Source organism: Knoellia locipacati (assembly GCF_044791685.1).
In the GTDB taxonomy this organism is placed as follows: domain Bacteria; phylum Actinomycetota; class Actinomycetes; order Actinomycetales; family Dermatophilaceae; genus Knoellia; species Knoellia locipacati_A.
This window is the reverse complement of record NZ_CP087730.1, coordinates 90,417-114,677: the sequence shown is the minus strand read 5'-3', so window position 1 is coordinate 114,677 and position 24,261 is coordinate 90,417. Positions and strand designations below refer to the sequence as shown.

Below are 24,261 nucleotides of genomic sequence, written 5' to 3'. Positions count from 1 at the left end.
ACGTGCGGCCCAGAGCTGCCCGCCTCGACACAGGGCCGGATCTCGACGATCCGAGCCCTGCCGCTCGCACCCTCGCCGGGCGCATAGTGTGTGCGGGCACCACCAAACATCTGAGAAGGAGTTGTCGTGGCTGACGCCGCACGCGCCCGCAAGGTCGCCGACCGCATCAAGACCCTCATCGCCGCAGGGCTCGACCCGATCGTCAAGGACCCGGACCTGGGCTTCGTGACGATCACCGACGTGCGGGTGACCAACGACCTCCAGCACGCGTCGGTGTTCTACACCGTCTTCGGTGACGAGGACCAGCGCGCCAAGACGGCCTACCTGCTCACCGCCAACAAGGGCAAGCTCCGCAGCCACGTGGGCCGCAACCTCGGCATCCGGCTCACCCCGTCGCTCGAGTTCATCGCCGACGCCATCCCGGAGACCGCAGCCCACCTCGAGGTCCTGCTGCAGGAGGCCCGTGAGCGCGACGCCCAGGTCGCCGCCGCCGCGACCGGCGCGACCTACGCCGGCGACGCCGATCCCTACCGCCGCGACGACGACGACGACGCTGACGCTGACGGCGAGTCCGCGGGCACAGACGCCACGGCCACCGACACCGCGAGCACCGACGCCACGGGCACCGACGCCACCGAGGTCGTGGACGCGGACAACGACGACGACACCGACCGCGCGTGAGCGCGACCGTCGACGGACTCCTCGTCGTCGACAAGCCGTCCGACTGGACGAGCCACGACGTCGTCGCCCGCGCCCGCCGGCTCTGCAACACCCGCAAGGTCGGGCACGCCGGCACGCTCGACCCGATGGCCACGGGAGTCCTCGTGCTCGGCGTCGGGCGGGCCACGAAGCTCCTGACCTTCCTCGTCGGCTGCGACAAGGACTACGACGCCACGATCCGGCTCGGGCAGGGCACGCTCACCGACGACGCCGAGGGTGAGGTGACGAGCGCCCCCGGCGTCTCGGCCGTCACCGACGCCGAGGTCGCCGCTGCGGTCGCCACCCTCACCGGTGAGATCGAGCAGGTGCCGAGCTCGGTGAGCGCCATCAAGGTCAAGGGTGAGCGCTCCTACCACCGGGCCCGCGCGGGGGAGGCAGTCGACCTGCCCGCGCGGCCGGTCACGGTGTCGCAGTTCGTCGTCCACGACCTGCGCAGGCTCACCGTCGGCGACGTCGCCGTCATCGACCTCGACGTCACCGTGACGGTGTCCTCGGGCACCTACGTCCGGGCCCTGGCCCGGGACCTGGGCGGCGCCCTCGGGTCGGCCGGCCACCTCACCGCCCTGCGGCGCACCCGCGTCGGTGGCTTCGGTCTCGACACGGCACACCCTCTGGCCGACCTCGAGGCGCTCCAGGGCGAGCCGATGCCCGTCATCCCCCTCGCCGACGCGGCCCGGGCCGGCTTCCCGGCGCGCGAGCTCACCGCCGACGAGGCTCGCACGATCGGCTACGGGCAGCGGCTGCCATCCGCCGAGCCGGGGCGCACCGAGCCGGTGGCCGCGTTCGGCCCGGACGGCTCGCTGGTGGCGATGCTCGACGAGAGCGCCACCACAGCCCGGAGCCACGTCGTCTTCGCCCCGGCGAGTTCGTAGAGTGTCCACCGTGCACCGGTTCTCCGACCCCGCGGCGACGCCCGACGACCTGCGACCCTGCGTCGTCACCCTCGGCAACTTCGACGGCGTCCACCGCGGCCACAAGGCGGTGCTCACCCAGCTCGTCGAGACCGGGCACGAGCTCGGCCTCCCTGCCGTCGCCGTCACCTTCGACCCGCATCCTCTGGCCGTGCTCCACCCCGAGCGTGCGCCCGAGCTCATCTCGCCCGGTTCGCTGCGCGACGATCTCCTCGAGACGACCGGCATCGACGGGCTGCTCGTCCTCGCCTTCACCAGGGAGTTCGCCCAGCAGTCGCCCGAGGAGTTCGTCAAGAGCACCTTCGTCGACGGGCTCGGCGCCAAGGCGGTCGTCGTCGGCGTCGACACGAAGTTCGGCTACCGCAACTCCGGCGACGTCGAGACGCTGCGCGAGCTCGGTGCGGTCCACGGCTTCGACGTGATCGCCCTCGAGGACGTCGGTGACGGGCACCGGTGGTCCTCGAGCTCGGTGCGCCAGCACCTCGGCGAGGGCGACGTCGCCGCGGCGGCCCGCACGCTCGGTCGGCCGCACCGGGTCGTCGGCACCGTCGTCCACGGCCACCACCGTGGTCGTGAGCTCGGCTACCCGACCGCCAACCTCTCGTCGGACTCGCTGGGGCTCGTGCCCGCCGAGGGCGTCTACGCCGGCTGGCTGACCAGGCTCGGCCTCGAGCCCGGCGAGCCGGACCGCACCATGCCCGCGGCGATCTCCATCGGCACCAACCCGACCTTCGACACCGAGGACCGGCGCACCGTCGAGGCCTACGTCCTCGACCGCGACGACCTCGACCTCTACGACGAGCGCGTCATGGTCGAGTTCGTCGAGCACATCCGCCCGACCCTGCGCTTCGAGAGCATCGACGACCTCCTCGTCGCGATGGCCAAGGACGTCGAGCAGTGCCGCACGGTGCTCACCCAGATCGTCCACTCCTGAGCCGCTGGCTCCGGCAGGACCTCGGCCTCCTCGTCGGGGCCGCGGGCACCTCGCTCGTGGGTGCGCTGCTCGTGTGGTCCGCGACGCACGAGCTGGCCGGGACGGCATACCTCGTCCGCCACCTCCTCAACACCGCGATCGGGATCGCGCTCGCGTTCGGCGTCGCCCGGCTCGGCCACCACGGGCTGCGGCTGGCCACGCCGTGGCTCTACGGCATCTCGCTCGTCGGCCTCGTCGCCGTGCTCACCCCGCTCGGGGTGACGATCAACGGCTCGCGCTCGTGGATCCCGGTCGTCGCGGGGTTCACGGTCCAGCCGTCGGAGTTCGCCAAGCTGGGGCTGGCCCTCGTGCTCGCGTTCGTCCTCGCCGACCGGTGGGAGCGGCGGGTGGCGCCGAGCAACCGCGACGTCGCGCTCGGCTGGCTGCTCGCCCTCGTGCCGGTCGCCCTGATCATGCTCCAGCCGGACCTCGGCTCGGCGGTCGTCCTGGGCGCGCTGGCCTTCGTCGTCATCGCCGTCGCCGGCGCCCCGAGGCGGTGGGTCGTCGGCATCGGAGTGGCCGCGGTCGGGCTCGTCGTCGCCGCACTGACGACCCCGCTGCTCAGCGACTACCAGCGCGACCGGCTGCTCGCCTTCGCCGACCCCAGCGCCGACCCTCAGGGCATCGGCTACCAGACCCGCCAGGTGCGGCTGGCGATCGGCTCCGGCGGGTGGACCGGGCAGGGTTTCATGGAGGGACGGCAGACGCAGGGCGGGTTCGTGCCCTACCAGCTCAACGACTTCATCTTTTCGGTGGCGGGGGAGGAGCTCGGGTTCGTCGGCGCTGCCGGCCTGCTCGTCCTGCTCGCCTTCATCGTCGTCCGGATCTTCGTCGTGGCCGGTCGGTCGGGCGACGCCTTCGGCCGGTTCGTCGGTGTCGGCGTGGGGACCTGGCTGGCGTTCCAGGTCTTCCAGAACGTCGGCATGAACCTCGGCGTCATGCCTGTCACGGGGCTTCCGCTGCCCTTCGTGTCCTACGGCGGATCCTCGATGTTCGCCTCGTGGCTCGCCGTCGGTGTCGTCAACGCGGCGTATGCCGCGGCGCACCGCGACCGTGTCTAGCCTGCGCCTTCATTACCGGTGGGTCACTTTTGGCCCGAGGGGGCCCGTTGGCACCTCTGCTGTGGCAGCATTCGCGCCACGAGCTCCCCAATGACGAGGACACCCGATGCCTTCAGCGACCCCGCAGACCCACAGCCCGGCCGACGAGGCCGTCGACCACCGCCTGATCGAGGAGAGGGCGGCCAGCGTCGGCCACCTCTTCCGTCAGCGCGTCGAGAAGACGCCCGACTCGCCGGCCTTCCAGTACGCCAAGGTCTCCGACAGCGGTGACGAGTGGCTCACCGTCACGTGGGCCGAGGTCAAGGCGACCGTCGACGCGATCGCCGCGGGACTCGTCGCCCTGGGCGTCGGCCCGGAGGACCGGGTGGCGCTCGCCTCGGCCACCCGCTACGAGTGGGCCCTGGCCGACCTCGCCGTCATGGTCGCCGGTGGTGTCACCACGACGATCTACCCGACGACGATCGACGACGACGTCGCCTTCATCCTCGCCGACTCCCAGAGCAAGGTCGTCTTCGCCGAGGACGCCGAGCAGGTCGCCAAGCTGCGCCGCATCGCCGGCGCGGTCCCCGGGGTGTCCAAGGTCGTGACCTTCGACGCCGAGGCCGCCTCGGGCGAGGACGACTGGGTCATCAGCCTCGACGCGCTGGCCGCCCTCGGCCGGTCCGGGCTCGAGCGCACCCCCGGCCTCATCGACGAGCGGATCGACGCCCTCACCCCCGACCGGCTCGCGACGATCATCTACACCTCGGGCACCACCGGGCGCCCCAAGGGCGTGCGCCTGCTCCACCGGGCGTGGACCTACGAGGCGGCTGCGGTCGACTCGATCGGCATCCTGCGCGACGACGACCTCCAGTACCTCTGGCTGCCGCTGGCCCACGTCTTCGGCAAGCTGCTCCTCACCCTGCCGCTGCAGATCGGGTTCGCCACGGCGATCGACGGCCGCATCGACAAGATCGTCGACAACCTCGCGGTCGTGAAGCCGACCTTCATGGGCGCCGCCCCCCGCATCTTCGAGAAGGCCTACAACCGGGTCCAGATGATGATGGAGGAGGAGGGCGGCGTGAAGCTCAAGCTCTTCCGCTGGGCCGAGGGCGTCGGGCGCGAGGTGAGCGACCTGCGCGCCGAGGGCAAGGACCCGAGCGGCCTGCTCGCCACCAAGTACGCCCTGGCCGACAAGCTCGTGCTCAGCAAGGTGCGTGGGCGGTTCGGTGGACGCGTCCGCCTCTTCATCTCCGGCTCGGCCGCGCTCAACCAGGACGTCGGCCGCTGGTTCGACTCCATGGGCATGCTCGTCGGTGAGGGCTACGGCCTCACCGAGTCGTGCGCCGCGACGACGGTCAACCGCACCTCGGCCTACCGCTACGGCACCGTCGGGTGGCCCCTGCCCGGCACCGAGATCAAGATCGAGCAGGACGGCGAGGTGCTGCTGCGCGGCGACGGCGTCATGGACGGCTACCACAACAACCCCGAGGCGACGGCTGAGGTGCTCGACGCCGACGGCTGGTTCCGCACGGGCGACATCGGCGAGCTCGACGACCGCGGCTTCCTCAAGATCACCGACCGCAAGAAGGACCTCTTCAAGACGTCGGGCGGCAAGTACGTCGCACCCTCGATCATCGAGTCGCAGTTCAAGGGCATGTGCCCCTTCGTCAGCCAGTTCGTCGTCCACGGCGCCGACCGCAACTTCGTGTCGGCACTCGTGACGCTCGACCCCGACGCCATCCAGGGCTGGGCCGCCTCCAACGGCATGGGCGACCGCACCTACGCCGAGATCGTCACCTCGGACGCCGCCCACGACATGGTCCAGGGCTACGTCGACGAGCTCAACGCCGGCCTCAACCGCTGGGAGCAGATCAAGAAGTTCACGATCCTCGACCAGGACCTCACCGTCGACAGCGGCGCGCTGACGCCGAGCCTCAAGCTCAAGCGCAAGGTCGTCGCAGAGCGCTACAAGGACGAGCTCGACGCCCACTACGCCGGCGCCTGACCCCTTCCCGACTGATTGCCCGTAGCGGCGCGGCGACGTCCGGCGTGCCCGCGCCGGAAGCCGCCGCTACGGGCAATCAGTCGTTGAGGTCCGGGGTCAGTCCTCGACGAGTGGGACGAACCGGTAGGCGCCGTGGATCTCCACGTGGGCGTCGCCGTCGGCCACCCCGTCCCGGTCGAACCCCGGGTCGCGCACCACGCGGTGCATCCACCCGCGCACCGGGATGACCATGACCCCACCCGGCAAGAGCTGTTCGACCAGCGCCCGGGGGAGGGTCTCCGCGTCGGCCGAGACGAGGATCCGGTCGAACGGCCCGTCACCTGGCGAGCCCAGCACCCCCGGCGTCGCGAGCGACAGGGAAGCCCACGGCATACCGGTGCTCTCGAGGTTCGCTGCACCCACGGCGGCGATCTCCGGGATCCGCTCGACGCCGACGACCCGTCCGGCGGGACCCGTGAGGTGGGCCAGCAGGGCCGTCGTCCACGCCGAGCCCGCGCCGACGTCGAGCACCCGGTCGCCCGGACGCACGTCGAGCAGCTCGAGCATGGCGGCGACCGTGCGTGGCTGAGAGTTCGTCTGACCGTGGCCGATGGGCAGCGGTCCGTCGCGTCCGGCGTGGCGGCGCTCGCGTCGTGGCAGGAACGCCTTGCGCGGCCACGCGGCCATCGCCTCGGCCACCCGTCGCGCGGCGTCCATCACCCCATTGTGCGCCCGACGCCCCGGGCCGCGACGCGCGACTTTGGGGGCAGCGGGGCCGCGAACGTACCCTTGACGGATGCACACCCGTACCGCCGGCGCCTCACTCTTCGCTGAGCTCGAGCCGCTGCTCGAGCAGGTCAGCAAGCCGATCCAGTACGTCGGTGGCGAGCTCAACTCCACCGTCAAGGACTGGAATGCCGGGGGTGACGTCACGATCCGCTGGGCGCTCATGTACCCCGACGCCTACGAGGTCGGTGTCCCCAACCAAGGCTCGATGATCCTCTACGAGGTCCTCAACGAGTGCCCCGACGCCCTTGCCGAGCGCACGTATGCCGTGTGGCCCGACATGGAGGCGCTCATGCGCTCCGCGGGTGTCCCGCAGTTCACCGTCGACGCGCACCGGGCAGTGGGCGACTTCGACGTCCTCGGGGTGTCGTTCTCGACCGAGCTCGGCTACACCAACCTGCTCACGGCCCTCGACCTCGCCGGCATCCCGCTGCACGCCCGCGACCGCGTCGACGGTGACACGCTCGTCATCGCGGGTGGCCACGCGGCCTTCAACCCCGAGACCATCGCCGACTTCGTCGACGCCGCGATCATCGGTGACGGCGAGGAGGCCGTCCTCATGGTCACCGACCTCATCCGCACCTGGAAGAGCGAGGGTATGCCGGGTGGCCGGCACGAGCTGTTGCTGCGCCTCGGGCGCACGGGCGGCGTCTACGTCCCGGCGTTCTACGCGGTCAGCTACCTCCCCGACGGGCGGATCCAGCGGATCGCCCCGACCGAGCACGGTGTCCCGTGGCGCGTCTCGAAGCACACGGTCATGGACCTCGACGCCTGGCCGTACCCGAAGCAGCCGCTCGTCCCGCTCGCCGAGTCGGTGCACGAGCGCATGTCCGTCGAGATCTTCCGTGGCTGCACCCGCGGCTGCCGTTTCTGCCAGGCCGGCATGATCACCCGCCCGGTCCGCGAGCGCTCCATCACCGGCATCGGCGAGATGGTCGAGAAGGGCCTCGCCGCGACCGGCTTCGAGGAGGTCGGGCTGCTCTCGCTCTCGAGCGCGGACCACTCCGAGATCGCCGACATCACCAAGGGCCTGGCCGACCGCTACGAGGGAACCAACACCGGCCTCTCGCTCCCCTCGACGCGCGTCGACGCGTTCAACATCGACCTCGCCAACGAGCTCACCCGCAACGGCCGGCGCTCAGGCCTGACCTTCGCACCCGAGGGTGGCAGTGAGCGGATCCGCAAGGTCATCAACAAGATGGTGACCGAGGACGACCTCATCAACACGGTGTCGGCGGCCTACGGCGCGGGCTGGCGCAACGTCAAGCTCTACTTCATGTGCGGGCTCCCCACCGAGACCGACGAGGACGTCCTGCAGATCGCCGAGCTCGCCAAGCGGGTCATCGAGACCGGCCGCCGGGTCAGCGGTCGCAAGGACATCCGCTGCACCGTCTCGATCGGTGGGTTCGTGCCCAAGCCGCACACGCCGTTCCAGTGGGTCGGCCAGCTCTCCGCCGACGAGACCGACGCCCGCCTCGCGAAGCTGCGAGACGCCATCCGTTCCGACCGGCGGCTGGGGTCCTCGATCGGCTTCCGATACCACGACGGCAAGCCCGGCATCGTCGAGGGACTGCTCTCGCGCGGCGACCGCCGCGTCGGCGCCGTCATCGAGCAGGTGTGGCGCGACGGCGGACGGTTCGACGGCTGGAGCGAGCACTTCTCCTACGACCTGTGGATGGCCTCGGCCGAGAAGGCCTTTGCGGCCAGCGAGTGGCCGATCGACGTCGACTGGTACACCACGCGTGAGCGCGAGGAGTCCGAGGTCCTGCCGTGGGACGTCGTCGACTCCGGCCTCGACAAGGAGTGGCTCTGGCAGGACTGGCTCGACGCGATCGACGAGACCGAGGTCGACGACTGCCGCTGGACGCCGTGCTTCGACTGCGGTGTGTGTCCTCAGATGGGCACCGAGATCGAGATCGGCCCCACGGGCAAGGTGCTGCTGCCGCTCACCGTGCTCGGCGCCGGCCGGGCGGGCATGGCCGAGCACTCGCACGCCTGACTCCGTGCGTCCGCCAGGGTGGCGCCCTGACCCCCACCATGGCGGACGCAACGTCGGAGCAACCTCCTGCGTCCGCCAACCTGGCGCCCTGACCCCCACGATGGCGGACGCAACGTCGGTGAGGATGCGGGCTGTCGGCGGGAAGTGCCACGCTGGCAGTCATGAGCCGCACGATCCAGGTCACGTTCGACGCCCACGACCCTCGCGCCCAGTCGAGGTTCTGGGCCGCGGCCCTCGACTACGTCATCCCGGGCCCGCCCGGCGTCGACCTGCCCGAGGGCGCGGACCCACTCGCCGCCTGGGACGACTTCCTCACCCGGATCGGTGTGCCCGAGGCGCAGCACAACTCGCGCTCGGCGATCGAGGACCCCGATGGCAGCGGCCCGCGCGTCTTCTTCCAGCAGGTGCCCGAGGACAAGGTCGCCAAGAACAGGGTCCATCTCGACGTCAGGGCCGCGCCCGGTCTCGAGGGTGATCAACGCATGGACGCGCTCGAGGCCGAGTGCGAGCGGCTTCTGGCCCTCGGCGCCCGGCGGCTGCGTCGGGTCGAGCCGGCGCCCCCGATGGAGTCCGGGTTCATCGTCATGGCCGACCCCGAGGACAACGAGTTCTGCCTCGACTGAGGGGTCGTTCAGGGGCCGCTCGGGGACGCCCCCATTCCGAACCGGCAGCGGCCCGGTGAGGCCGAGCTGGCCTGGGCCGACGGTGTCACCGTCGAGGGGGCCGTCGCCGCGGCGACGCCCCATGCCCAGTGGTGGCGCTGGTCGTCAACCTCGTCGCCGTCGACCTGCTCCTGCCGAGCCCGACCGGCCCGGGCGCCCTGCGCGGGCGAGTGAGCCAGGACGCGGGCGGACGGCATACGGGTTCACGAGTCCTTCACCTTCGGAACCGCTCTACGGCGCCCACCGTGACTAGGTTGAAGGCACCCCCGAAACCTCGACGAAGGACCCTGCCCATGAACGTCGCCCGAGCCGTCATGATCGGCGCAGCCGCCGTGCTCTCCCTCTCACCGCTGGCCGCCGCCTCCAGCGCCTCCGCGCAGCCCGACAAGCGTGAGGACCTGCGGGTCGCGACCTACAACCTCTCGCTCAACCGCAACGTCGAGGGCCAGCTGGTCAGCGACCTGTCGACGCCCGACAACGCGCAGGCCAAGGCCGTCGCCGAGGTCATCCAGCGCACCGACCCGGACGTCATCCTGCTCAACGAGTTCGACTACGTCGCGGCCGGCCAAGCGGTCGACCTGTTCCGCGACAACTACCTCGAGCGCCCGCAGAACGGCGCGAGTCCGGTGGCCTACCCCTACTCCTTCGTCGCGCCGTCGAACACCGGCGTCCCGAGCGGCTTCGACCTCAACAACGACGGCCGGGTTGGTGGCGGCGACGACGCGTTCGGGTTCGGGCTCTTCCCGGGCCAGTACGGCATGGTCGTGCTCTCGAAGTACCCGATCGAGACCGACTCCGTCCGGACGTTCCAGCACTTCCTCTGGAAGGACATGCCCGGCAACGTCCTCCCCACCGACTGGTACTCCCCGGAGGAGCAGGACATCCTCCGGCTCTCGAGCAAGTCGCACTGGGACGTGCCCGTCACCGTCGGCAAGCGCACCGTCCACGTCCTCGCCGCGCACCCGACCCCGCCGACCTTCGACGGACCCGAGGACCGCAACGGACGTCGCAACCACGACGAGATCCGCTTCTGGGCCGACTACGTCACGCCGGGCCAGGGCAGCTACATCTACGACGACGCCGGCGAGAGCGGTGGACTCAACCCGAGCGAGCCGTTCGTCATCCTGGGCGACTACAACGCCGACCCCTTCGACGGCGACTCCTACGACGGCGCCATCCACCAGCTGCTCGGCAACCACCGCATCGTCGACCCGCAGGCGAGCTCCGAGGGCGCCGCCGAGGCCGCACGTCTCCAGGGTGGGGCCAACCTCACCCACGAGGGTGACCCGAAGTACGACACCGCGGACTTCGCCGACGGCGCCCCGGGCAACCTCCGCGTCGACTACACCCTGCTCTCGCGCCACTTCACGGTGACCGACTCCGGCGTCTTCTGGCCGGTGCAGGCCGACCCGCTGTTCCGGCTCACCGGCGTCTTCCCGTTCCCGACGAGCGACCACCGCCTCGTGTGGGCCGACGTCACCCTGCGCTGAGGGTCCCGACCACCAGCGCTCCGTATGCCGTGGCACCCGCCGGGTGCCACGGCATACGCGCGTCTCGGGGCCGAGCGCGGGCAGTGCTCCCCCTGGCGGGGCGGGTGCGCCGGCATACCCGCGCCACTCAGCCGACGGGCGTCCCGGCGCGCTCGCGCTCCTCCTCGCGCCTCGCCGCCACGAGGCTCGTCGTCGTCGCCGTCGCGAGGATCGCGAGGATGACGCCGAGCGAGAACAGGGTCGGGACCTCCGGCACCCAGGACCAGACGCCGTGCGCCCAGTGCAGGACGAGCTTGACGCCGATGAACGCGAGGATGGCGGCGAGCCCGTGGCCGAGGTGCCTCAGCGAGCCGAGCGCCCCCTGGAGCACGAAGTAGAGCGCGCGCAGGCCGAGGAGGGCGAAGGCGTTCGTCGCGAAGACGAGGTACGGGTCCTCGGTGATGCCGTAGACCGCGGGCACGGAGTCGATGGCGAAGACGATGTCGGTGCCGAGGATGGCGACGACGACGAGGGCCATCGGGGTGAGCATCCGGCGACCCGCCTCCGTCACCGACAGCCGGGTGCCGCGGTAGTCGTCGGTCACCGGCCAGAAGCGCCGGATGAGGCGGACCGAGCGCAGCGACGCGATGTCGACCTCGTGGTCGGCGTGTGAGAGCGCGTCCCGTAGCACCTTGACGGCGGTGACGAGCAGGATCGCGCCGAAGAGCAGGAAGGCCCACGAGAAGCTCGCGATGAGCTGTGCGCCCAGCGCGATGAAGATGCCGCGCAGCACGATCGCACCGGCGACGCCGATGAGCAGCACGCGCTGCTGGTAGGCCCTGGGCACCGCGAAGGCCGTGAGCAGCAGCATGAAGACGAAGAGGTTGTCGACCGACAGCGACTTCTCGACGAGGTAGCCGGTGTAGTACTCGACGCCCGTCTGGCTGCCGTGGGCGTTCCACAGCCAGACGCCGAAGGCGACGGGGATGGCGACGTAGAACGCCGACCAGGCCACGGCCTCGCGCATCGAGACCTCGTGCGGGCGCCTCGTGACGAGGAAGTCGAGGACGAGCAGCCCGACGACGGCGCCGATGGTCAGCAGCCAGAGGGTGGGGGTGCCGACGGCGTCCGACGCGGCGGCAGGGACGAGAGAGAGCATGAGCGGTCCTCACGACGTGGTGTCGCGAGGTCTCCTTCACCTGCGGCGGACCGCTGGTGTCGTGCCGGAGCCACCGTCTGGGTGACCGAACTGACCGACACGAGCTCGAGAAGTACTCCCCTCGTGGCTGCATCGTACGGAACAGCACCCGGGCGAGGCAAAACCCCGCACCGCGCGCCCCGCCCGGACCTGCGTCGTCGGCGGCTCGTCCTGCGCCGCGCGGAAAAGACGATCACGCGCGGCAGGGGAGCGGACGGCATACGGGGGAGGTCCCGGGCTGACATACGCTGGCGCGACCATGGCACGTCGCACTCCCGAAGGTCCCCCTCCGCCGCCCGCGGTCCAGAAGCTGCGCATCCGCTACGCCAAGCGCGGACGGCTGCGGTTCTCCTCGACCCGGGACTTCGCCCGCGCGCTCGAGCGGGCGCTGCGGCGCGCCGGCGTGCCCATGGCCTTCTCCGCCGGCTTCCACCCGCACCCGAAGATCAGCTACGCCAACGCCGCGCCGACGGGGACCGCCTCCGAGGCCGAGTACTTCGAGATCTCGGTGACCGAGCGCGTCGACCCCGAGGCACTGCGCGTCGCCCTCGACGAGGCGCTCCCTCCCGACCTCGACGTGCTCGAGGTCGTCCAGGCCGGTCCGGGGAGCCTTGCCGAGCGTCTCGAGGGCAGCGTCTGGCGCCTCGAGATGCGTGGGGTCACCCTCGAGACCCTCTCGTATGCCGTCGAGCGGTTCCTCGGGACGACCGTCGCCGAGGTGACCCGCACCTTCAAGACCGGGCCCAAGACGTTCGACGTCCGGTCGGCCGTCGTGTCGATGGTCGTCACCGAGAGCGGCGACCCGTCGTGTGCGATACTGCAGATGGTCGTTCGGCACACCACACCGTCCGTTCGCCCCGATGACATCCTGACCGCACTGCATGCAGTCTCCGAGCCCGAGCCGCCGTTGCCACCTCTGGTGACACGACTGGCCCAGGGCCCGCTGCTCACCGCAGCTGCCGGGGTGGCTGATCCACTGGCCGCCGACAAGGACGCCGTCGGTTCCTGATCGGTGCCGCAGCGGAGTTCACACGCCGCGCGAACTGCCCAGGGACAGCACACGACTTCCGTGTCGGGCACTCACCCGCACACGATCGCTACTCCGAGCCCCACGGGGCCGGCAGGTCCGGGTTTCTGGCCCAGACGGTGTGGCTGACGGCTACGTGGAGCCAGAAGGGCCACCCACATGGCTACCCATGACGAACCCACCACCCCGACCGATGGCGGCGACCAGACGCTCGACGTCACGGTCACGCAGGACGCTCCCGCCGCCGCGAAGGCAGCTCCCAAGCGCCGCCGGGCCACCAAGAAGGCCGCGGCTCCCGTCGTGACCCAGACGCTGGCCGGGCCCGAGGACTCCGGGTCGACCACCGAGGTCGCTGCCGACAGCGTCGACGCCGATGCACCCGCACCCAGGAAGAGGGCGGCCAGGAAGCCGGCCAAGAAGGCAGCCGGCAAGACCGACCAGGCGGAGAAGACCGACCAGGCGGACAAGGCCGACAAGCCCGACAAGCCCGCCAGGAAGAGCACCCGCTCGAGAAAGAAGGCCGCGGCTGAGCCCGCACCCGAGGCCGAGCCGGAGTCCGCGCCCGCCGTCGAGCCCGAGGCCGACACCGAGGCGGACGTCGACGCCCTCCTCGGGGACGAGGCTGCGACTGGGCTCGAGGAGACCGAGGAGGAGGCTGCTGCCCCCGCCGTCGTGCCCTCCTTCGGCCTGATCTTCCAGGCCCCCGACGCCAGCGCCGCACCGCGTCGCCGCCGGGCCACCGCCCCCGCACAGGCTCCCGCCGAGCGCCCCGCCACCCCGGAGCCCGCCCCCGAGCCGGCCCGTGCCGCCGAGGCCTCCGAGTCCGTGAGCACCGAGGGCGCCGCGGCTCCTGCCGAGGTGCGCGACGAGCGCGAGGAGCGCGAGGAGCGGGACGAGCGGGACGAGGCGACCGATGAGCCGCAGGACGGCGGCCGTCGCCGTCGCCGCGGTGGTCGTGGACGCCGGGGCCGCGGCTCCAGCGACAAGGCCGAGCAGACCGAGCCCCAGGAGGAGGCCGCGTCCGAGGACGCCTCCGGCAGCGGTGACACCGGTCCCGAGGACGGCTCCGCCGACTCCGACACCGACGAGGGCGGCACGAGCCGACGCCGTCGTCGTCGCCGCCGCTCCGGTGCCTCCGGTGACAGCGACGACCCGCCCGGCACCGTCACCAAGGTCCGCGAGCCCCGCAAGGAGCGCGACGAGCCGACCGCCGTCAAGGGGTCGACCCGTCTCGAAGCCAAGAAGCAGCGCCGCCGCGAGGGACGCGAGGCCGGCCGCCGTCGCACGATCATCACCGAGGCCGAGTTCCTGGCCCGGCGCGAGTCGGTCGAGCGCGTCATGGCCGTGCGCGGCAAGGGCGACAAGACCCAGATCGGCGTCCTCGAGGACGGTGTCCTCGTCGAGCACTACGTCTCGCGCGAGTCCAACGCCTCGATGGCCGGCAACGTCTACCTCGGCCGGGTCCAGAACGTCCTGCCCTCGATGGAGGCCGCCTTCGTCGACATCGGCAAGGGACGCAACGCCGTCCTCTACGCCGGTGAGGTCAACTGGGACGCCGCGGGGCTGGAGCAGAACCAGGCCAAGCGCATCGAGAACGCGATGGGTTCGGGCGACACCGTCCTCGTCCAGGTGACCAAGGACCCGATCGGGCACAAGGGTGCCCGGCTCACGAGCCAGATCTCGCTGCCCGGCCGCTACCTCGTCTACGTGCCCGAGGGCTCGATGACGGGGATCTCGCGCAAGCTCCCCGACACCGAGCGGGCCCGCCTCAAGGCCATCCTCAAGGAGGTCGTGCCGGACTCGGCGGGCGTCATCGTGCGCACCGCGGCCGAGGGCGCCTCCGAGGAGGAGCTGCGCGCCGACGTCGAGCGCCTCACCAAGGCCTGGGACAACATCCAGAAGAAGGCCAAGGCCGCGGCGTCCAAGAAGGCCAGCAACGGCGGCGCCCCCGTCCTGCTGCACGGCGAGGCAGACCTCACCGTCCGGGTCATCCGTGACGTCTTCACCGAGGACTTCAGCGAGCTCGTCGTCTCCGGCGACCAGGCATGGTCCGAGGTGAGCGGCTACGTCGAGGACGTCGCGCCCGACCTGGCCAAGCGCCTCACCCACTGGACCTCCGAGAACGACCTCTTCGCCCACTACCGGGTCGACGAGCAGATCGCCAAGGCCATGGACCGCAAGGTCTGGCTGCCCTCGGGCGGATCGCTCGTCATCGACCGCACCGAGGCGATGACCGTCGTCGACGTCAACACGGGCAAGTTCGTCGGCTCCGGTGGCAACCTCGAGGAGACGGTCACCAAGAACAACATCGAGGCCGCCGAGGAGATCGTCCGCCAGCTCCGGCTGCGCGACATCGGCGGCATCATCGTCATCGACTTCATCGACATGGTGCTGGAGTCCAACCGCGACCTCGTCGTCCGTCGCCTCCTCGAGTGCCTCGGCCGCGACCGCACCAAGCACCAGGTCGCCGAGGTCACCTCCCTCGGCCTCGTCCAGATGACCCGCAAGCGCGTCGGATCGGGTCTCATCGAGGTCTTCTCCGAGCCGTGCGAGCACTGCGCGGGCCGCGGGGTCATCGTCCAGGCAGAGCCCGTCGACCGTTCCGGTCAGGCCGGCGACCAGGGCCACTCCCACGGCAACGGTCACGGTGGTGGCAGCGGCGGTGGCGACAAGGCCGGCGCCTCCAGCCGCGGCCGCGGCCGACGCGGCAAGGGCGACACCGGTCCCCGCGAGAGCGCACCCGAGCCGACTGCCGCCCCGTCGGGTCCGACCGCTGCGCAGATCGCCGCCGCGGCGCACGCCGCCGCGATCAAGTCGATGTCGGGTGAGCACGCCGACGACGACGTGGCCGCGCTCGACGGCGAGACCGAGGACGTCACGACCGGGTCGTCGACACCCGAGGCGGTCACCGACGCGCACGAGGCGCCCGAGCCCGTGGCCGTGCCGGGGGAGTCGTCCGGGACCCGGGCGGACGTGCTCGCAGCGGACGATGCCGTGACGGACGCCGAGCCGGTCCACGCCCCAGTGGACGCTGACCCGGCCGACCGTGGCGAGCCGGCACGACAGAGGGGCGGTGCCGAGCGCGCCCCCGCGGTCATCGCCGAGGTCGGGACCCCGGACACCGAGGCCGACCACGAGCCCGTCCAGGCCGTCGCCCAGCCGGCACCGATCGACGAGCCCGTCGTTCGGCCGCGTCGCAAGCGTGGTCGGGTCGTCGCTCCCGCCGGTCCGCCGCGTGGCGCCGACGCGGAGTCCCCGGCCCCCGAGGCCGCCGCCGCGAGCCCGACGACCGACGCCTCCGGCTCCGCCACCGCGGATTTGGAGCAGGCGGAGGCCGACCGCTAAACTCGTCAGTCGGTGCGCCCACCGAGCCGATGTCCTGTGTCACGGGGTAGCTATCAGCCGGTCATCCAAGGCGCGCATCCTGAAACCGAAAGTGAGTCCAACGTGTACGCGATTGTTCGCGCAGGCGGTCGGCAGGAGAAGGTCTCCGTCGGAGACGTCCTCCTGATCGACAAGGTCGGCCAGGCCGGCGACAGCATCGACCTGATCCCGCTTCTCGTCGTCGACGGCTCGACCGTCACCTCCGACGTCGACAAGCTGGCCAAGGTGTCCGTGAAGGCTGAGGTCGTCAAGGCTGCCAAGGGCCCCAAGATCACGATCATGAAGTACAAGAACAAGACCGGCTACCGCAAGCGTCAGGGCCACCGCCAGCCGCTGACCCAGGTCAAGATCACCTCGATCGACGCCTGAGCGACCGTCCAAGACTCACGAAGGTAGGCAGACATGGCACACAAGAAGGGTGCGTCCTCGACCCGTAACGGTCGCGACAGCAACTCCCAGCGACTTGGCGTGAAGCGCTTCGGCGGCCAGCTCGTCAACGCGGGCGAGATCCTCGTCCGTCAGCGCGGCACGCACTTCCACCCCGGTGAGGGTGTCGGCCGCGGTGGCGACGACACGCTGTTCGCGCTCGTCGCGGGCAACGTCGAGTTCGGCACCAAGCGCCGCCGCAAGGTCGTCAACATCGTCCCCGCGGAGACCGCTCCTGCGGAGTGACCTGACGCTCGACACCAAGGCGCCCGATGCCTCGTGCTCATCAGCACGGCATACGGGCGCTTTGCGTTCCACCCGCGAGTGCTTGCGTCCGCAGCTCTGGGTGCCCCACCGGCGACCTGCCGGACGTCGCGTATGCCGTCCGCTCACCCCCGCTTGCGTCCGCAGCTCCGGGTGGCCCACCCCCGACTTGCCGGACACATCCGGTGGAGTCGCTCGCCCGTAGACTTCACCCACCACCCTCAACGTCGAAAGAGGCAATCACCCATGGCCGTCAACTTCGTGGACCGCGTCGTCCTGCACGTCGCGGCCGGTGACGGTGGGCACGGCGTGGCCTCGGTCAAGCGCGAGAAGTTCAAGCCCCTCGGCGGTCCCGACGGTGGCAACGGCGGCAAGGGCGGCTCGGTCGTCCTCGCGGTCGACCCGCAGTCGACGACGCTGCTCGACTACCACCACACCCCCCACCGGCGTGCGACCAACGGCAAGCCCGGTGCCGGCGACGAGCGCAACGGTGGCGACGGCGCCGACCTCGTCCTGCCCGTGCCCGAGGGGACGGTCGTCAAGAACGCTGCGGGCGACATCCTCGCCGACCTCGTCGGCCACGACGCCGTCTACGTCGTCGCCCAGGGCGGTCGCGGCGGGCTCGGCAACAAGGCGCTCGCCTCGGCCCGGCGCAAGGCCCCCGGCTTCGCCCTGCTCGGCGAGCCCGGTGACGCCCTCGACATCGTCCTCGAGCTCAAGTCGCTCGCCGACGTCGCCCTCATCGGCTTCCCGAGCGCCGGCAAGTCCTCGCTCGTCTCGGTGCTCAGCGCGGCCAAGCCCAAGATCGCCGACTACCCGTTCACGACCCTCGTGCCCAACCTCGGCGTCGTCACGGCCGGCAGCGAGCGCTACACGATCGCCGACGTCCCCGGCCTCATCCCCGGCGCGAGCGAGGGCAAGGGCCTCGGGCTCGAGTTCCTCCGCCACGTGGAGCGGTGCTCGGTCCTCGTCCACGTCGTCGACTGCGCGACCCTCGAGCCGGGCCGTGACCCGATGACCGACCTCGACGTCATCGAGGCCGAGCTCGCGGCCTACGTCCCCGACAACAGCCTCGGTGGCCGGCCGCTGTCCGAGCGCACCCGCATCGTCGTGCTCAACAAGGCCGACGTGCCCGACGCCCGCGACCTCGCCGAGATGGTCAGGCCCGACCTCGAAGAGCGTGGGCTCGAGGTCCACATCGTCAGTGCCGTCGCCCACATCGGTCTCAAGGAGCTGACCTTCTCGCTCGCCAAGCACGTGGCCGAGGCGCGCGCCGAGCTCGAGGCCCAGATCGTCGAGCGTCCGCGCGCGATCGTCCGGCCCAAGGCCGTCGACGACGCGGGCTTCACCGTGCGCCGCGAGAACACCCCCGACGGCGAGATCTTCCGTGTCCTCGGCGACCGGCCCACGCGCTGGATCCGCCAGACCGACTTCTCCAACGACGAGGCCGTCGGCTACCTCGCCGACCGGCTCAACCGTCTCGGTGTCGAGGAGCAGCTCTACAAGGCCGGTGCGGTGGCCGGGTCCACGGTCGTCATCGGCCCCGAGGAGAACGCCGTGATCTTCGACTGGGAGCCCACCATGGCTGCCGGTGCCGAGCTGCTCACCGGCCCCCGCGGCACCGACCTGCGGCTCGGCGAGTCCGACCGCAAGACCCGCGGCGAGAAGCGCGAGGAGTTCCACGGTCGCAAGGACGCCCAGACGGCTGCCCGCGAGACCCTGGCTGCCGAGCGCAAGGCCGGTCACTGGTCCACGGTCCGCGACGACGACGACGAGTGAGGGCCACCGGTGGGCACTGAGGCGGTGCTGCGTGCTGCGATCGGCGGCGCGCGCCGCGTCGTGGTCAAGGTCGGCTCGTCCTCGCTCACCGGACCCGGCGGCGGCGCCATCGACGAGGCCCGCCTCGTCGCGCTCGTCGACCACCTCGCTACCGTGCGGTCGCGTGGGGGAGAGGTCGTCCTCGTCTCGTCGGGCGCCATCGCCGCGGGCCTCGGGCCGCTCGGCCTGACCGCCCGCCCGCGTGACCTCGCCACCCAGCAGGCCGCGGCGTCCGTGGGTCAGGGCGCTCTCGTCGCGGCCTACGCCCGGGCCTTCGCCCGCCACCACCTCACCGTCGGTCAGGTGCTCCTCACCGCCGACGACGTCACCCGCCGCACCCACTACACCAACGCCCGCCGCACCCTCACCCGCCTCCTCGACCTCGGCATCGTCCCGGTCGTCAACGAGAACGACACGGTGGCGACCCACGAGATCCGGTTCGGGGACAACGACCGGCTCGCCGCCCTGGTCTCGCACCTCGTCGGCGCCGATGCCCTCGTGCTCCTCACCGACGTCGACGCGCTCTACGACGGGCCTCCGTTGCGTCCCGGCTCGTCGAGGATCTCGGCGGTGCTCCACCCCGAGGACCTGGCCGACGTCGAGATCGGCGGCACGGGCTCGTCGGTCGGCAGCGGGGGGATGGCCACCAAGGTCGAGTCGGCAGGCATCGCGGGGGCGGCCGGCATACCGACCGTGCTGTCGCGGCTCGCGGACGCGGGGCACGCGCTCGCCGGTGAGGACGTCGGCACGGTCTTCGCGCCGCAGTCCCGCTCGCGTGCGTCACGCCAGCTGTGGATCGCCCACGCGACGACGCCGCGGGGACGCCTCATGGTCGACGAGGGCGCGGTCACCGCGCTCACCAAGCGCCGCACCTCGCTCCTGCCTGCCGGGATCGTCGAGGTCCGGGGCACGTTCGTCGGGGGCGACCCCGTCGACGTCTGCGCGCCCGACGGCCGCGCCGTCGCCCGCGGGCTGGTCAACTACAGCTCCGGCGAGCTGCCGCCGATGCTCGGCCGCTCGACCCACGACCTGGCGCGTGACCTCGGCGCGGCCTACGAGCGCGAGGTCATCCACCGCGACGACCTCGTCCTGCTCTGAGCCTCAGCGGAGCCGGCTGACCTCGAACTGCATCCGCGGCTCGGCGATCTCCTGCTGCGACTGCACGAGCTGGAGCTCGCGCTCGCCCGAGTCGAAGGTGCGCTTGAGCAGGTCGAACACGCTCGACACCGTGCGCCCGAGCGCGACCCCGGCGTCGCCGGACTCGAGCAGGTGCGCCGTGAAGAGCGCTGCGGTGACGTCGCCGGAGCCGTTGGCCTTCATCGGCAGCTGCGGGGTCTGGACGATCCACGCGCCGTCGCCGTGGACGGCGAGCATCTCGATGGTGCCCTCCGGACGGTCGGGCCGGAGCACCGAGGTCACGAGGACGGTCGAGGGGCCCATCGCGCGAGCGGCCTCGACCGAGGCCAGGGTGTCCTCGAGGCTCTCGGGCTCGGTCTCGGTGAGGTAGCCAAGCTCGAACTGGTTGGGCGTGATGAGGTCGGCCTGCGGCACGACCCGCTCTCGCAGGAGCACCGGGATCGCCGGGTGGACGAAGCAGCCGGACTTGGCGTTGCCCATGACCGGGTCGCAGGCGTAGATCGCGTCGGGGTTGGCGGCCTTGACGCGCGCGACGGCGTCGAGGATGACGTCGCCGATCTCCTCGCCGCCCTGGTAGCCCGAGAGCACCGCGTCGATGGCCGGCATCGCCCCGCGCTCCTCGATACCGGTGATGACCTCGCGGACGTCGTCGGCCGGCAGCAGCGGACCGCGCCACGCGCCGTAGCCCGTGTGGTTGCTGAAGTGCACCGTGTGGACCGGCCAGACCTCGACACCAAGACGCTGCAGCGGGAACACCGCGGCGCTGTTGCCGACGTGGCCGTAGGCGACCGAGGACTGGATGGAGAGGATCGTCGTCACGCCCGCCATCCTCCCACCTCCGCCGAGGGCGCTGAGATGCCCGTATGCCGTCCGCCCACCGAGACCTACGCTTGTCACCATGGCCGCCACCACCCTCACCGACCTCGACCCGGCCGACATCGCCCGGGTCTCGGACCTCGCAGCCAGGGCGCGCGAGGCGTCGCGCCGGCTGGTCCTGCTCAGTCGCGCCGCCAAGGACGAGGCGCTGCGTGCCATGGCCGACGCGCTCGATGCCGCCACGGCCGACGTCGTCGCCGCGAACGCGGAGGACATCGAGCGAGGCCGGGCGGCAGGCATGGCCGACGGGCTCGTCGACCGGCTCACCCTCACCCCCGAGCGGGTGGCGGCGGTGGCGACGGCGCTGCGCGACATCGCCGCCCTGCCCGACCCCGTCGGCGAGGTCGTGCGGGGCTCGACGCTCGCCAACGGTCTCCAGATCCGTCAGGTGCGGGTGCCCATGGGCGTCGTCGGCATGGTCTACGAGGCCCGTCCCAACGTCACCGTGGACGCGGCCGGGCTGGGTCTCAAGTCCGGCAACGCGGTCATCCTGCGTGGCGGATCCGCAGCCGCGTCGACCAACCGCACGCTCGTCTCCGTGATGCGTTCGGCCCTCGAGGCGCAGGGCCTCCCGCCCGACGCCATCGGCCTGCTCGAGGGCGGTCGTGACGCCGTGCGCGCCCTGCTCACCGCCCGCGGCCAGGTCGACCTCATCATCCCGCGTGGGGGAGCGGGGCTCATCCAGACCGTCGTCACTGAGTCGACCGTTCCGGTCATCGAGACGGGCGTGGGCAACTGCCACGTCTACGTCGATGCCGCGGCAGACCTCGACAAGGCGCTGGCGATCACCGTCAACGCCAAGACCCACCGCCCGAGCGTGTGCAACGCCGCCGAGACGCTCCTCGTCCACGCGTCACTCGCCGAGGAGTTCCTGCCCAAGGTCCTCGCCGAGCTCTCCGGCGCCGGGGTCGTCCTCCACACGGATGCTGCGGCCGGTCGCGCCGCGGAGGCGGCCGGCATACCCCATGTCGCGGCGACGGACGAGGACTGGGACACCGAGTACCTCGCCCTCGAGATGGCGGTCGGCGTCGTCCCGGACCTCGACGCGGCACTCGAGCACGTGCGGGCCCACTCCAGCGGTCACACCGAGGCGATCGTCACCGAGGACCGAGCCGCCGCCCGCCGCTTCACCACGGAGGTCGACGCGGCCGCGGTCATGGTCAACGCCTCGACGCGCTTCACCGACGGCGGCGAGTTCGGGTTCGGTGCCGAGATCGGCATCTCCACCCAGAAGCTCCACGCCCGCGGACCCATGGCCCTGCCCGAGCTGACGACGACGAAGTGGATCGTCGAGGGCGACGGCCAGATCAGGTGAGCGCGTGACCGTGGGGCCGCGAAGCCGGCGCTAGCGCGTCACCCTGAGGGTGCTGAGGATCTGCTCGCAGAGGCCGCGGGCGCGCTCGGCGTCGCCTCCGACGGGGCAGAGCACCATGAACGCGTAACCCACCTCGGTGCGGGCTCGACCGGCCACGAGGATGGCGTCCTGGCCGGCACGGTCGGGGTCCAGCCGGGTGGCGGGGAGCCCGTCGACGGTGATGCGCGTGCTCCCCGGGACGGTGACGTCGGGGTTGATGAGCGTGTCCACCGGCGTGCCCTCGACGGGGTTGGGTGGCAGGAACGAGACGGTCGCGGCGTGCGCCTCGATCATGCCCGGCGTCGCCACGCGGACGCAGTCACCCTCGTCGGTCCCACACGCCAGGGTCTGCCAGGTCGGCGGCAGGACGAACGTGAGCGCCCCTCCGGGGGTGCCGGTGGGGGCCTTCGAGGGCGTCTCGTCGTCGCGGAGCGAGACCCAGCCGCCGAAGCCGAGCACGGCGACGGCCAGGGCCACCACGACGCCGAGCAGCCGGCGGTTCACCGCTCGGCGTCCAGCGAGTCGTGGGCGATGAAGTAGGTGGGCCGAGCCTGCATCACGGCATACATGCGGCCGACGTACTCGCCGAGGATGCCGAGCGCGAGCAGCTGCACGGCGCCGACCGCCGAGACGATGACGACGGTCGAGGTCCAACCGGGCAGGGCGTGCCCGATGAGCCGCGCGACGACGGCATACACGAGGACGCCGAGCGCGGCCAGGCCGCCGAGGAGGCCGAGCCACGTCGCGAAGCGCAGCGGAGCGTGCGAGAACCCCGTGACCGAGTCGAGCGAGAGCCGGATCATCTTGGCGAGCGGGTACTTGGAGGTGCCGGCCGCGCGCACCTCGCGGGTGTAGCCCACCGACCCCGACGGGAAACCGAGCCCGGGCACGACGAACCGCAGCACCCGGTTGTGCTCCGGCAGCGAGTTGATCGCGTCGACGGTGGCGCGCGACATGAGCCGGAAGTCACCGGCGTCAACCGGGGCGTCGATGGCGCCGAGACGCCGGATGGTCCGGTAGAAGAGCCGGGCGCTCCAGCGCTTGAACGCGGTGTCGGTCGACCGGTCCTCGCGCACGCCGTAGACGACGTCGACGTGGTCCTCCCGGGCGATCCGCAGCATCTCCGAGATGACCTCCGGCGGGTCCTGGAGGTCCGCGTCGAGGGTGACGACGTAGTCGCCGCGCGCCCGCCGGAGCCCGGCCGAGATGGCCGCCTGGTGACCGGCGTTGGCGCGCAGCCGCACGATCCGCAGCTCGGGCCACTCCCGCCGCAGGCGCTCGAGGACGACCGGGGTCGCGTCGCTGCTCCCGTCGTCGACGGCGACGACCTCGTAGACCGTTTCGAGCCGGTCCGCGAGGGGACGGAGCCGTTCGACGAGCAGGGGCAGAACGGCCTCCTCGTTGAACATCGGGATGACGATGCTCAGCGTGACGGAGGGAGAGGGCGCGGGCATGGGGTTCAGCGTAAGGGGCGGCCTCGCGCGCAGAGCCCGGACACCGCGAACTCGCCACCGGGACCACCGAAGGCCCCCGACGTATGAGGTCGGGGGCCTTCAGCGTGGGGCTAGCCCGTCATCTGAGCCGGTCGTTCCCGGCGGGGCGAGCCCGCCGAGGGGGCCACGCGACAGTGGCGTCGTCCCGGCAGGACCGGGACGAACTTCGACTCTGGCCGTCGGCCGCGGCTGCGCCCCGCGATGTCGCTCGCGACTGGGGGTGAGACCCCCATCCTTCCCCAATGTGCGGGTTCGGCGGCACAGCCGTTCTCCTTCGACCCGACTTCCGTTCTGGCCGCGAAGCCCGAGCGGTTGTTCGTGAGGACTTGTCTAGCCCCGAACCCGGCTGTGGCGCAAGACGATCCGCGAGTTTGTCGGTGAGTGGGAGGTCCCGCGCGTGTCGTCCACAGGCTACGGGCTTTCGCCACGCTCCCGTGCACAGCCCTGTGGACGGGGCCGGTGGACAACGGGGGCGGTAGGCTGCACGTCATGACGTCGCACGCCGCCCGTGTCCTCACCGAGGAAGCCGCCACCCACGACCTGCCCATGCCGCCCTGGGCCTTCGGTGTCCTGGCGCTCGCCGCCTTCGCCCTCCTGCTGCTCGTGACGTGGGCCTTCCGTGGCACGGCGCAGCGCCACACGCCGCTCGACGAGCGCAACGACCACCACTCGACCGAGCTGGCCCACGCGCACGGCGGCACGATGCACGACCAACAGGGCGAGCACTGACGGCATCG

Annotated in this window: 21 protein-coding genes; 16 read left to right on the top strand and 5 right to left on the bottom strand. The window is 71.6% G+C overall.

What is annotated here, in order from left to right; translation table 11 throughout:
- The first annotated feature begins 126 nt into the window (after positions 1-126).
- The 5 genes from rbfA (at position 127) to LL946_RS00470 (ending at position 5,652) form a co-directional block, all read left to right on the top strand.
- On the top strand, positions 127-681 hold the full coding sequence (gene rbfA / locus LL946_RS00490; protein WP_404383680.1) for a 30S ribosome-binding factor RbfA: 555 nt from the start codon (positions 127-129) through the stop codon (positions 679-681).
- Complete coding sequence (truB, locus tag LL946_RS00485; RefSeq protein ID WP_404383678.1) at positions 678-1,592, top strand: tRNA pseudouridine(55) synthase TruB; 915 nt, start codon at positions 678-680, stop codon at positions 1,590-1,592. The genes rbfA and truB overlap by 4 nt, the downstream gene beginning before the upstream one ends.
- Before the next feature lie 10 nt (positions 1,593-1,602).
- Positions 1,603-2,565 carry a bifunctional riboflavin kinase/FAD synthetase gene (locus LL946_RS00480; protein WP_404383676.1) on the top strand — a complete coding sequence of 321 codons (963 nt, stop codon included), beginning with the start codon at positions 1,603-1,605 and terminating at the stop codon, positions 2,563-2,565.
- Positions 2,529-3,665: a rod shape-determining protein RodA gene (gene rodA / locus LL946_RS00475; protein ID WP_404383674.1), complete on the top strand. Its 1,137-nt coding sequence runs from the start codon at positions 2,529-2,531 to the stop codon at positions 3,663-3,665. Before LL946_RS00480 ends, rodA begins: the two co-directional genes overlap by 37 nt.
- 106 nt (positions 3,666-3,771) lie before the next feature.
- Complete coding sequence (locus LL946_RS00470) at positions 3,772-5,652, top strand: AMP-dependent synthetase/ligase (RefSeq protein ID WP_404383672.1); 1,881 nt, start codon at positions 3,772-3,774, stop codon at positions 5,650-5,652.
- Positions 5,653-5,748: 96 nt separating this feature from the next.
- On the opposite strand, the gene LL946_RS00465 is transcribed toward LL946_RS00470, so the two are convergent.
- Positions 5,749-6,348, bottom strand: coding sequence for a protein-L-isoaspartate O-methyltransferase (locus LL946_RS00465; RefSeq protein WP_404383670.1), 600 nt, complete (start codon positions 6,346-6,348; stop codon positions 5,749-5,751).
- Positions 6,349-6,427: 79 nt separating this feature from the next.
- Here LL946_RS00465 and LL946_RS00460 point away from each other — a divergent pair, with 79 nt between their 5' ends.
- The 3 genes from LL946_RS00460 to LL946_RS00450 all read left to right on the top strand — a co-directional run bounded on the left by LL946_RS00460 (position 6,428) and on the right by LL946_RS00450 (position 10,568).
- Complete coding sequence (locus LL946_RS00460; RefSeq protein WP_404383668.1) at positions 6,428-8,416, top strand: TIGR03960 family B12-binding radical SAM protein; 1,989 nt, start codon at positions 6,428-6,430, stop codon at positions 8,414-8,416.
- 161 nt (positions 8,417-8,577) lie between these two features.
- Entirely contained in the window at positions 8,578-9,039 is a 462-nt protein-coding gene (locus LL946_RS00455) for a VOC family protein (RefSeq protein ID WP_404383666.1), read from the top strand.
- A gap of 332 nt (positions 9,040-9,371) precedes the next feature.
- Complete coding sequence (locus LL946_RS00450; protein ID WP_404383664.1) at positions 9,372-10,568, top strand: endonuclease/exonuclease/phosphatase family protein; 1,197 nt, start codon at positions 9,372-9,374, stop codon at positions 10,566-10,568.
- Between the two features lie 127 nt (positions 10,569-10,695).
- Here the strand turns inward: LL946_RS00450 and LL946_RS00445 are convergent, their stop codons facing one another.
- Complete coding sequence (locus LL946_RS00445) at positions 10,696-11,706, bottom strand: TerC family protein (protein ID WP_404383662.1); 1,011 nt, start codon at positions 11,704-11,706, stop codon at positions 10,696-10,698.
- Positions 11,707-12,004: 298 nt separating this feature from the next.
- Here LL946_RS00445 and LL946_RS00440 point away from each other — a divergent pair, with 298 nt between their 5' ends.
- The 6 genes from LL946_RS00440 to proB all read left to right on the top strand — a co-directional run bounded on the left by LL946_RS00440 (position 12,005) and on the right by proB (position 19,762).
- Complete coding sequence (locus tag LL946_RS00440; protein WP_404383660.1) at positions 12,005-12,754, top strand: TIGR03936 family radical SAM-associated protein; 750 nt, start codon at positions 12,005-12,007, stop codon at positions 12,752-12,754.
- A 177-nt stretch (positions 12,755-12,931) separates the two neighbouring features.
- The gene (locus LL946_RS00435; protein ID WP_404383658.1) at positions 12,932-16,117 is read left to right on the top strand and encodes an Rne/Rng family ribonuclease; all 3,186 of its coding nucleotides are present in this window, start codon (positions 12,932-12,934) and stop codon (positions 16,115-16,117) included.
- Between the two features lie 102 nt (positions 16,118-16,219).
- Entirely contained in the window at positions 16,220-16,525 is a 306-nt protein-coding gene (rplU, locus tag LL946_RS00430; protein ID WP_404383656.1) for a 50S ribosomal protein L21, read from the top strand.
- A 33-nt stretch (positions 16,526-16,558) separates the two neighbouring features.
- Entirely contained in the window at positions 16,559-16,828 is a 270-nt protein-coding gene (gene rpmA / locus LL946_RS00425) for a 50S ribosomal protein L27 (protein ID WP_404383654.1), read from the top strand.
- A 264-nt stretch (positions 16,829-17,092) separates the two neighbouring features.
- Positions 17,093-18,625, top strand: a complete 1,533-nt coding sequence (obgE, locus tag LL946_RS00420) for a GTPase ObgE (RefSeq protein WP_404383652.1) — start codon at positions 17,093-17,095, stop codon at positions 18,623-18,625.
- A gap of 9 nt (positions 18,626-18,634) precedes the next feature.
- Entirely contained in the window at positions 18,635-19,762 is a 1,128-nt protein-coding gene (proB, locus tag LL946_RS00415) for a glutamate 5-kinase (protein WP_404383650.1), read from the top strand.
- Positions 19,763-19,765: 3 nt separating this feature from the next.
- Here proB and pdxY read toward each other — a convergent pair whose 3' ends face one another.
- Complete coding sequence (gene pdxY / locus LL946_RS00410; RefSeq protein ID WP_404386757.1) at positions 19,766-20,629, bottom strand: pyridoxal kinase PdxY; 864 nt, start codon at positions 20,627-20,629, stop codon at positions 19,766-19,768.
- Positions 20,630-20,699: 70 nt separating this feature from the next.
- Between pdxY and LL946_RS00405 the strand changes: the two genes are divergently transcribed.
- Complete coding sequence (locus LL946_RS00405; RefSeq protein ID WP_404383648.1) at positions 20,700-21,992, top strand: glutamate-5-semialdehyde dehydrogenase; 1,293 nt, start codon at positions 20,700-20,702, stop codon at positions 21,990-21,992.
- Between the two features lie 30 nt (positions 21,993-22,022).
- On the opposite strand, the gene LL946_RS00400 is transcribed toward LL946_RS00405, so the two are convergent.
- Both LL946_RS00400 and LL946_RS00395 read right to left on the bottom strand, forming a co-directional pair.
- Entirely contained in the window at positions 22,023-22,535 is a 513-nt protein-coding gene (locus LL946_RS00400; RefSeq protein WP_404383646.1) for a hypothetical protein, read from the bottom strand.
- Positions 22,532-23,485 carry a glycosyltransferase family 2 protein gene (locus LL946_RS00395; RefSeq protein ID WP_404383644.1) on the bottom strand — a complete coding sequence of 318 codons (954 nt, stop codon included), beginning with the start codon at positions 23,483-23,485 and terminating at the stop codon, positions 22,532-22,534. The genes LL946_RS00400 and LL946_RS00395 overlap by 4 nt, the downstream gene beginning before the upstream one ends.
- A 528-nt stretch (positions 23,486-24,013) precedes the next feature.
- On the opposite strand from LL946_RS00395, the gene LL946_RS00390 reads away from it, so the two are divergent.
- A complete protein-coding gene (locus LL946_RS00390) occupies positions 24,014-24,253 on the top strand; it encodes a hypothetical protein (RefSeq protein WP_404383642.1) in 240 nt (79 codons plus the stop codon).
- Positions 24,254-24,261 lie beyond the last annotated feature (8 nt).

What these genes read in the sequence shown, in the direction of transcription:
- LL946_RS00470 (WP_404383672.1), top strand. Translation starts at nt 3,772, where the DNA reads ATGCCTTCAGCGACCCCGCAGACCCACAGCCCGGCCGACGAGGCCGTC.
- LL946_RS00465 (WP_404383670.1), bottom strand. Translation starts at nt 6,348, where the DNA reads ATGGACGCCGCGCGACGGGTGGCCGAGGCGATGGCCGCGTGGCCGCGC.
- LL946_RS00460 (WP_404383668.1), top strand. Translation starts at nt 6,428, where the DNA reads ATGCACACCCGTACCGCCGGCGCCTCACTCTTCGCTGAGCTCGAGCCG.
- LL946_RS00455 (WP_404383666.1), top strand. Translation starts at nt 8,578, where the DNA reads ATGAGCCGCACGATCCAGGTCACGTTCGACGCCCACGACCCTCGCGCC.
- LL946_RS00450 (WP_404383664.1), top strand. Translation starts at nt 9,372, where the DNA reads ATGAACGTCGCCCGAGCCGTCATGATCGGCGCAGCCGCCGTGCTCTCC.
- LL946_RS00445 (WP_404383662.1), bottom strand. Translation starts at nt 11,706, where the DNA reads ATGCTCTCTCTCGTCCCTGCCGCCGCGTCGGACGCCGTCGGCACCCCC.
- LL946_RS00440 (WP_404383660.1), top strand. Translation starts at nt 12,005, where the DNA reads ATGGCACGTCGCACTCCCGAAGGTCCCCCTCCGCCGCCCGCGGTCCAG.
- LL946_RS00435 (WP_404383658.1), top strand. Translation starts at nt 12,932, where the DNA reads ATGGCTACCCATGACGAACCCACCACCCCGACCGATGGCGGCGACCAG.
- rpmA (WP_404383654.1), top strand. Translation starts at nt 16,559, where the DNA reads ATGGCACACAAGAAGGGTGCGTCCTCGACCCGTAACGGTCGCGACAGC.
- obgE (WP_404383652.1), top strand. Translation starts at nt 17,093, where the DNA reads ATGGCCGTCAACTTCGTGGACCGCGTCGTCCTGCACGTCGCGGCCGGT.
- pdxY (WP_404386757.1), bottom strand. Translation starts at nt 20,629, where the DNA reads ATGGCGGGCGTGACGACGATCCTCTCCATCCAGTCCTCGGTCGCCTAC.
- LL946_RS00405 (WP_404383648.1), top strand. Translation starts at nt 20,700, where the DNA reads ATGGCCGCCACCACCCTCACCGACCTCGACCCGGCCGACATCGCCCGG.
- LL946_RS00395 (WP_404383644.1), bottom strand. Translation starts at nt 23,485, where the DNA reads ATGCCCGCGCCCTCTCCCTCCGTCACGCTGAGCATCGTCATCCCGATG.
- LL946_RS00390 (WP_404383642.1), top strand. Translation starts at nt 24,014, where the DNA reads ATGACGTCGCACGCCGCCCGTGTCCTCACCGAGGAAGCCGCCACCCAC.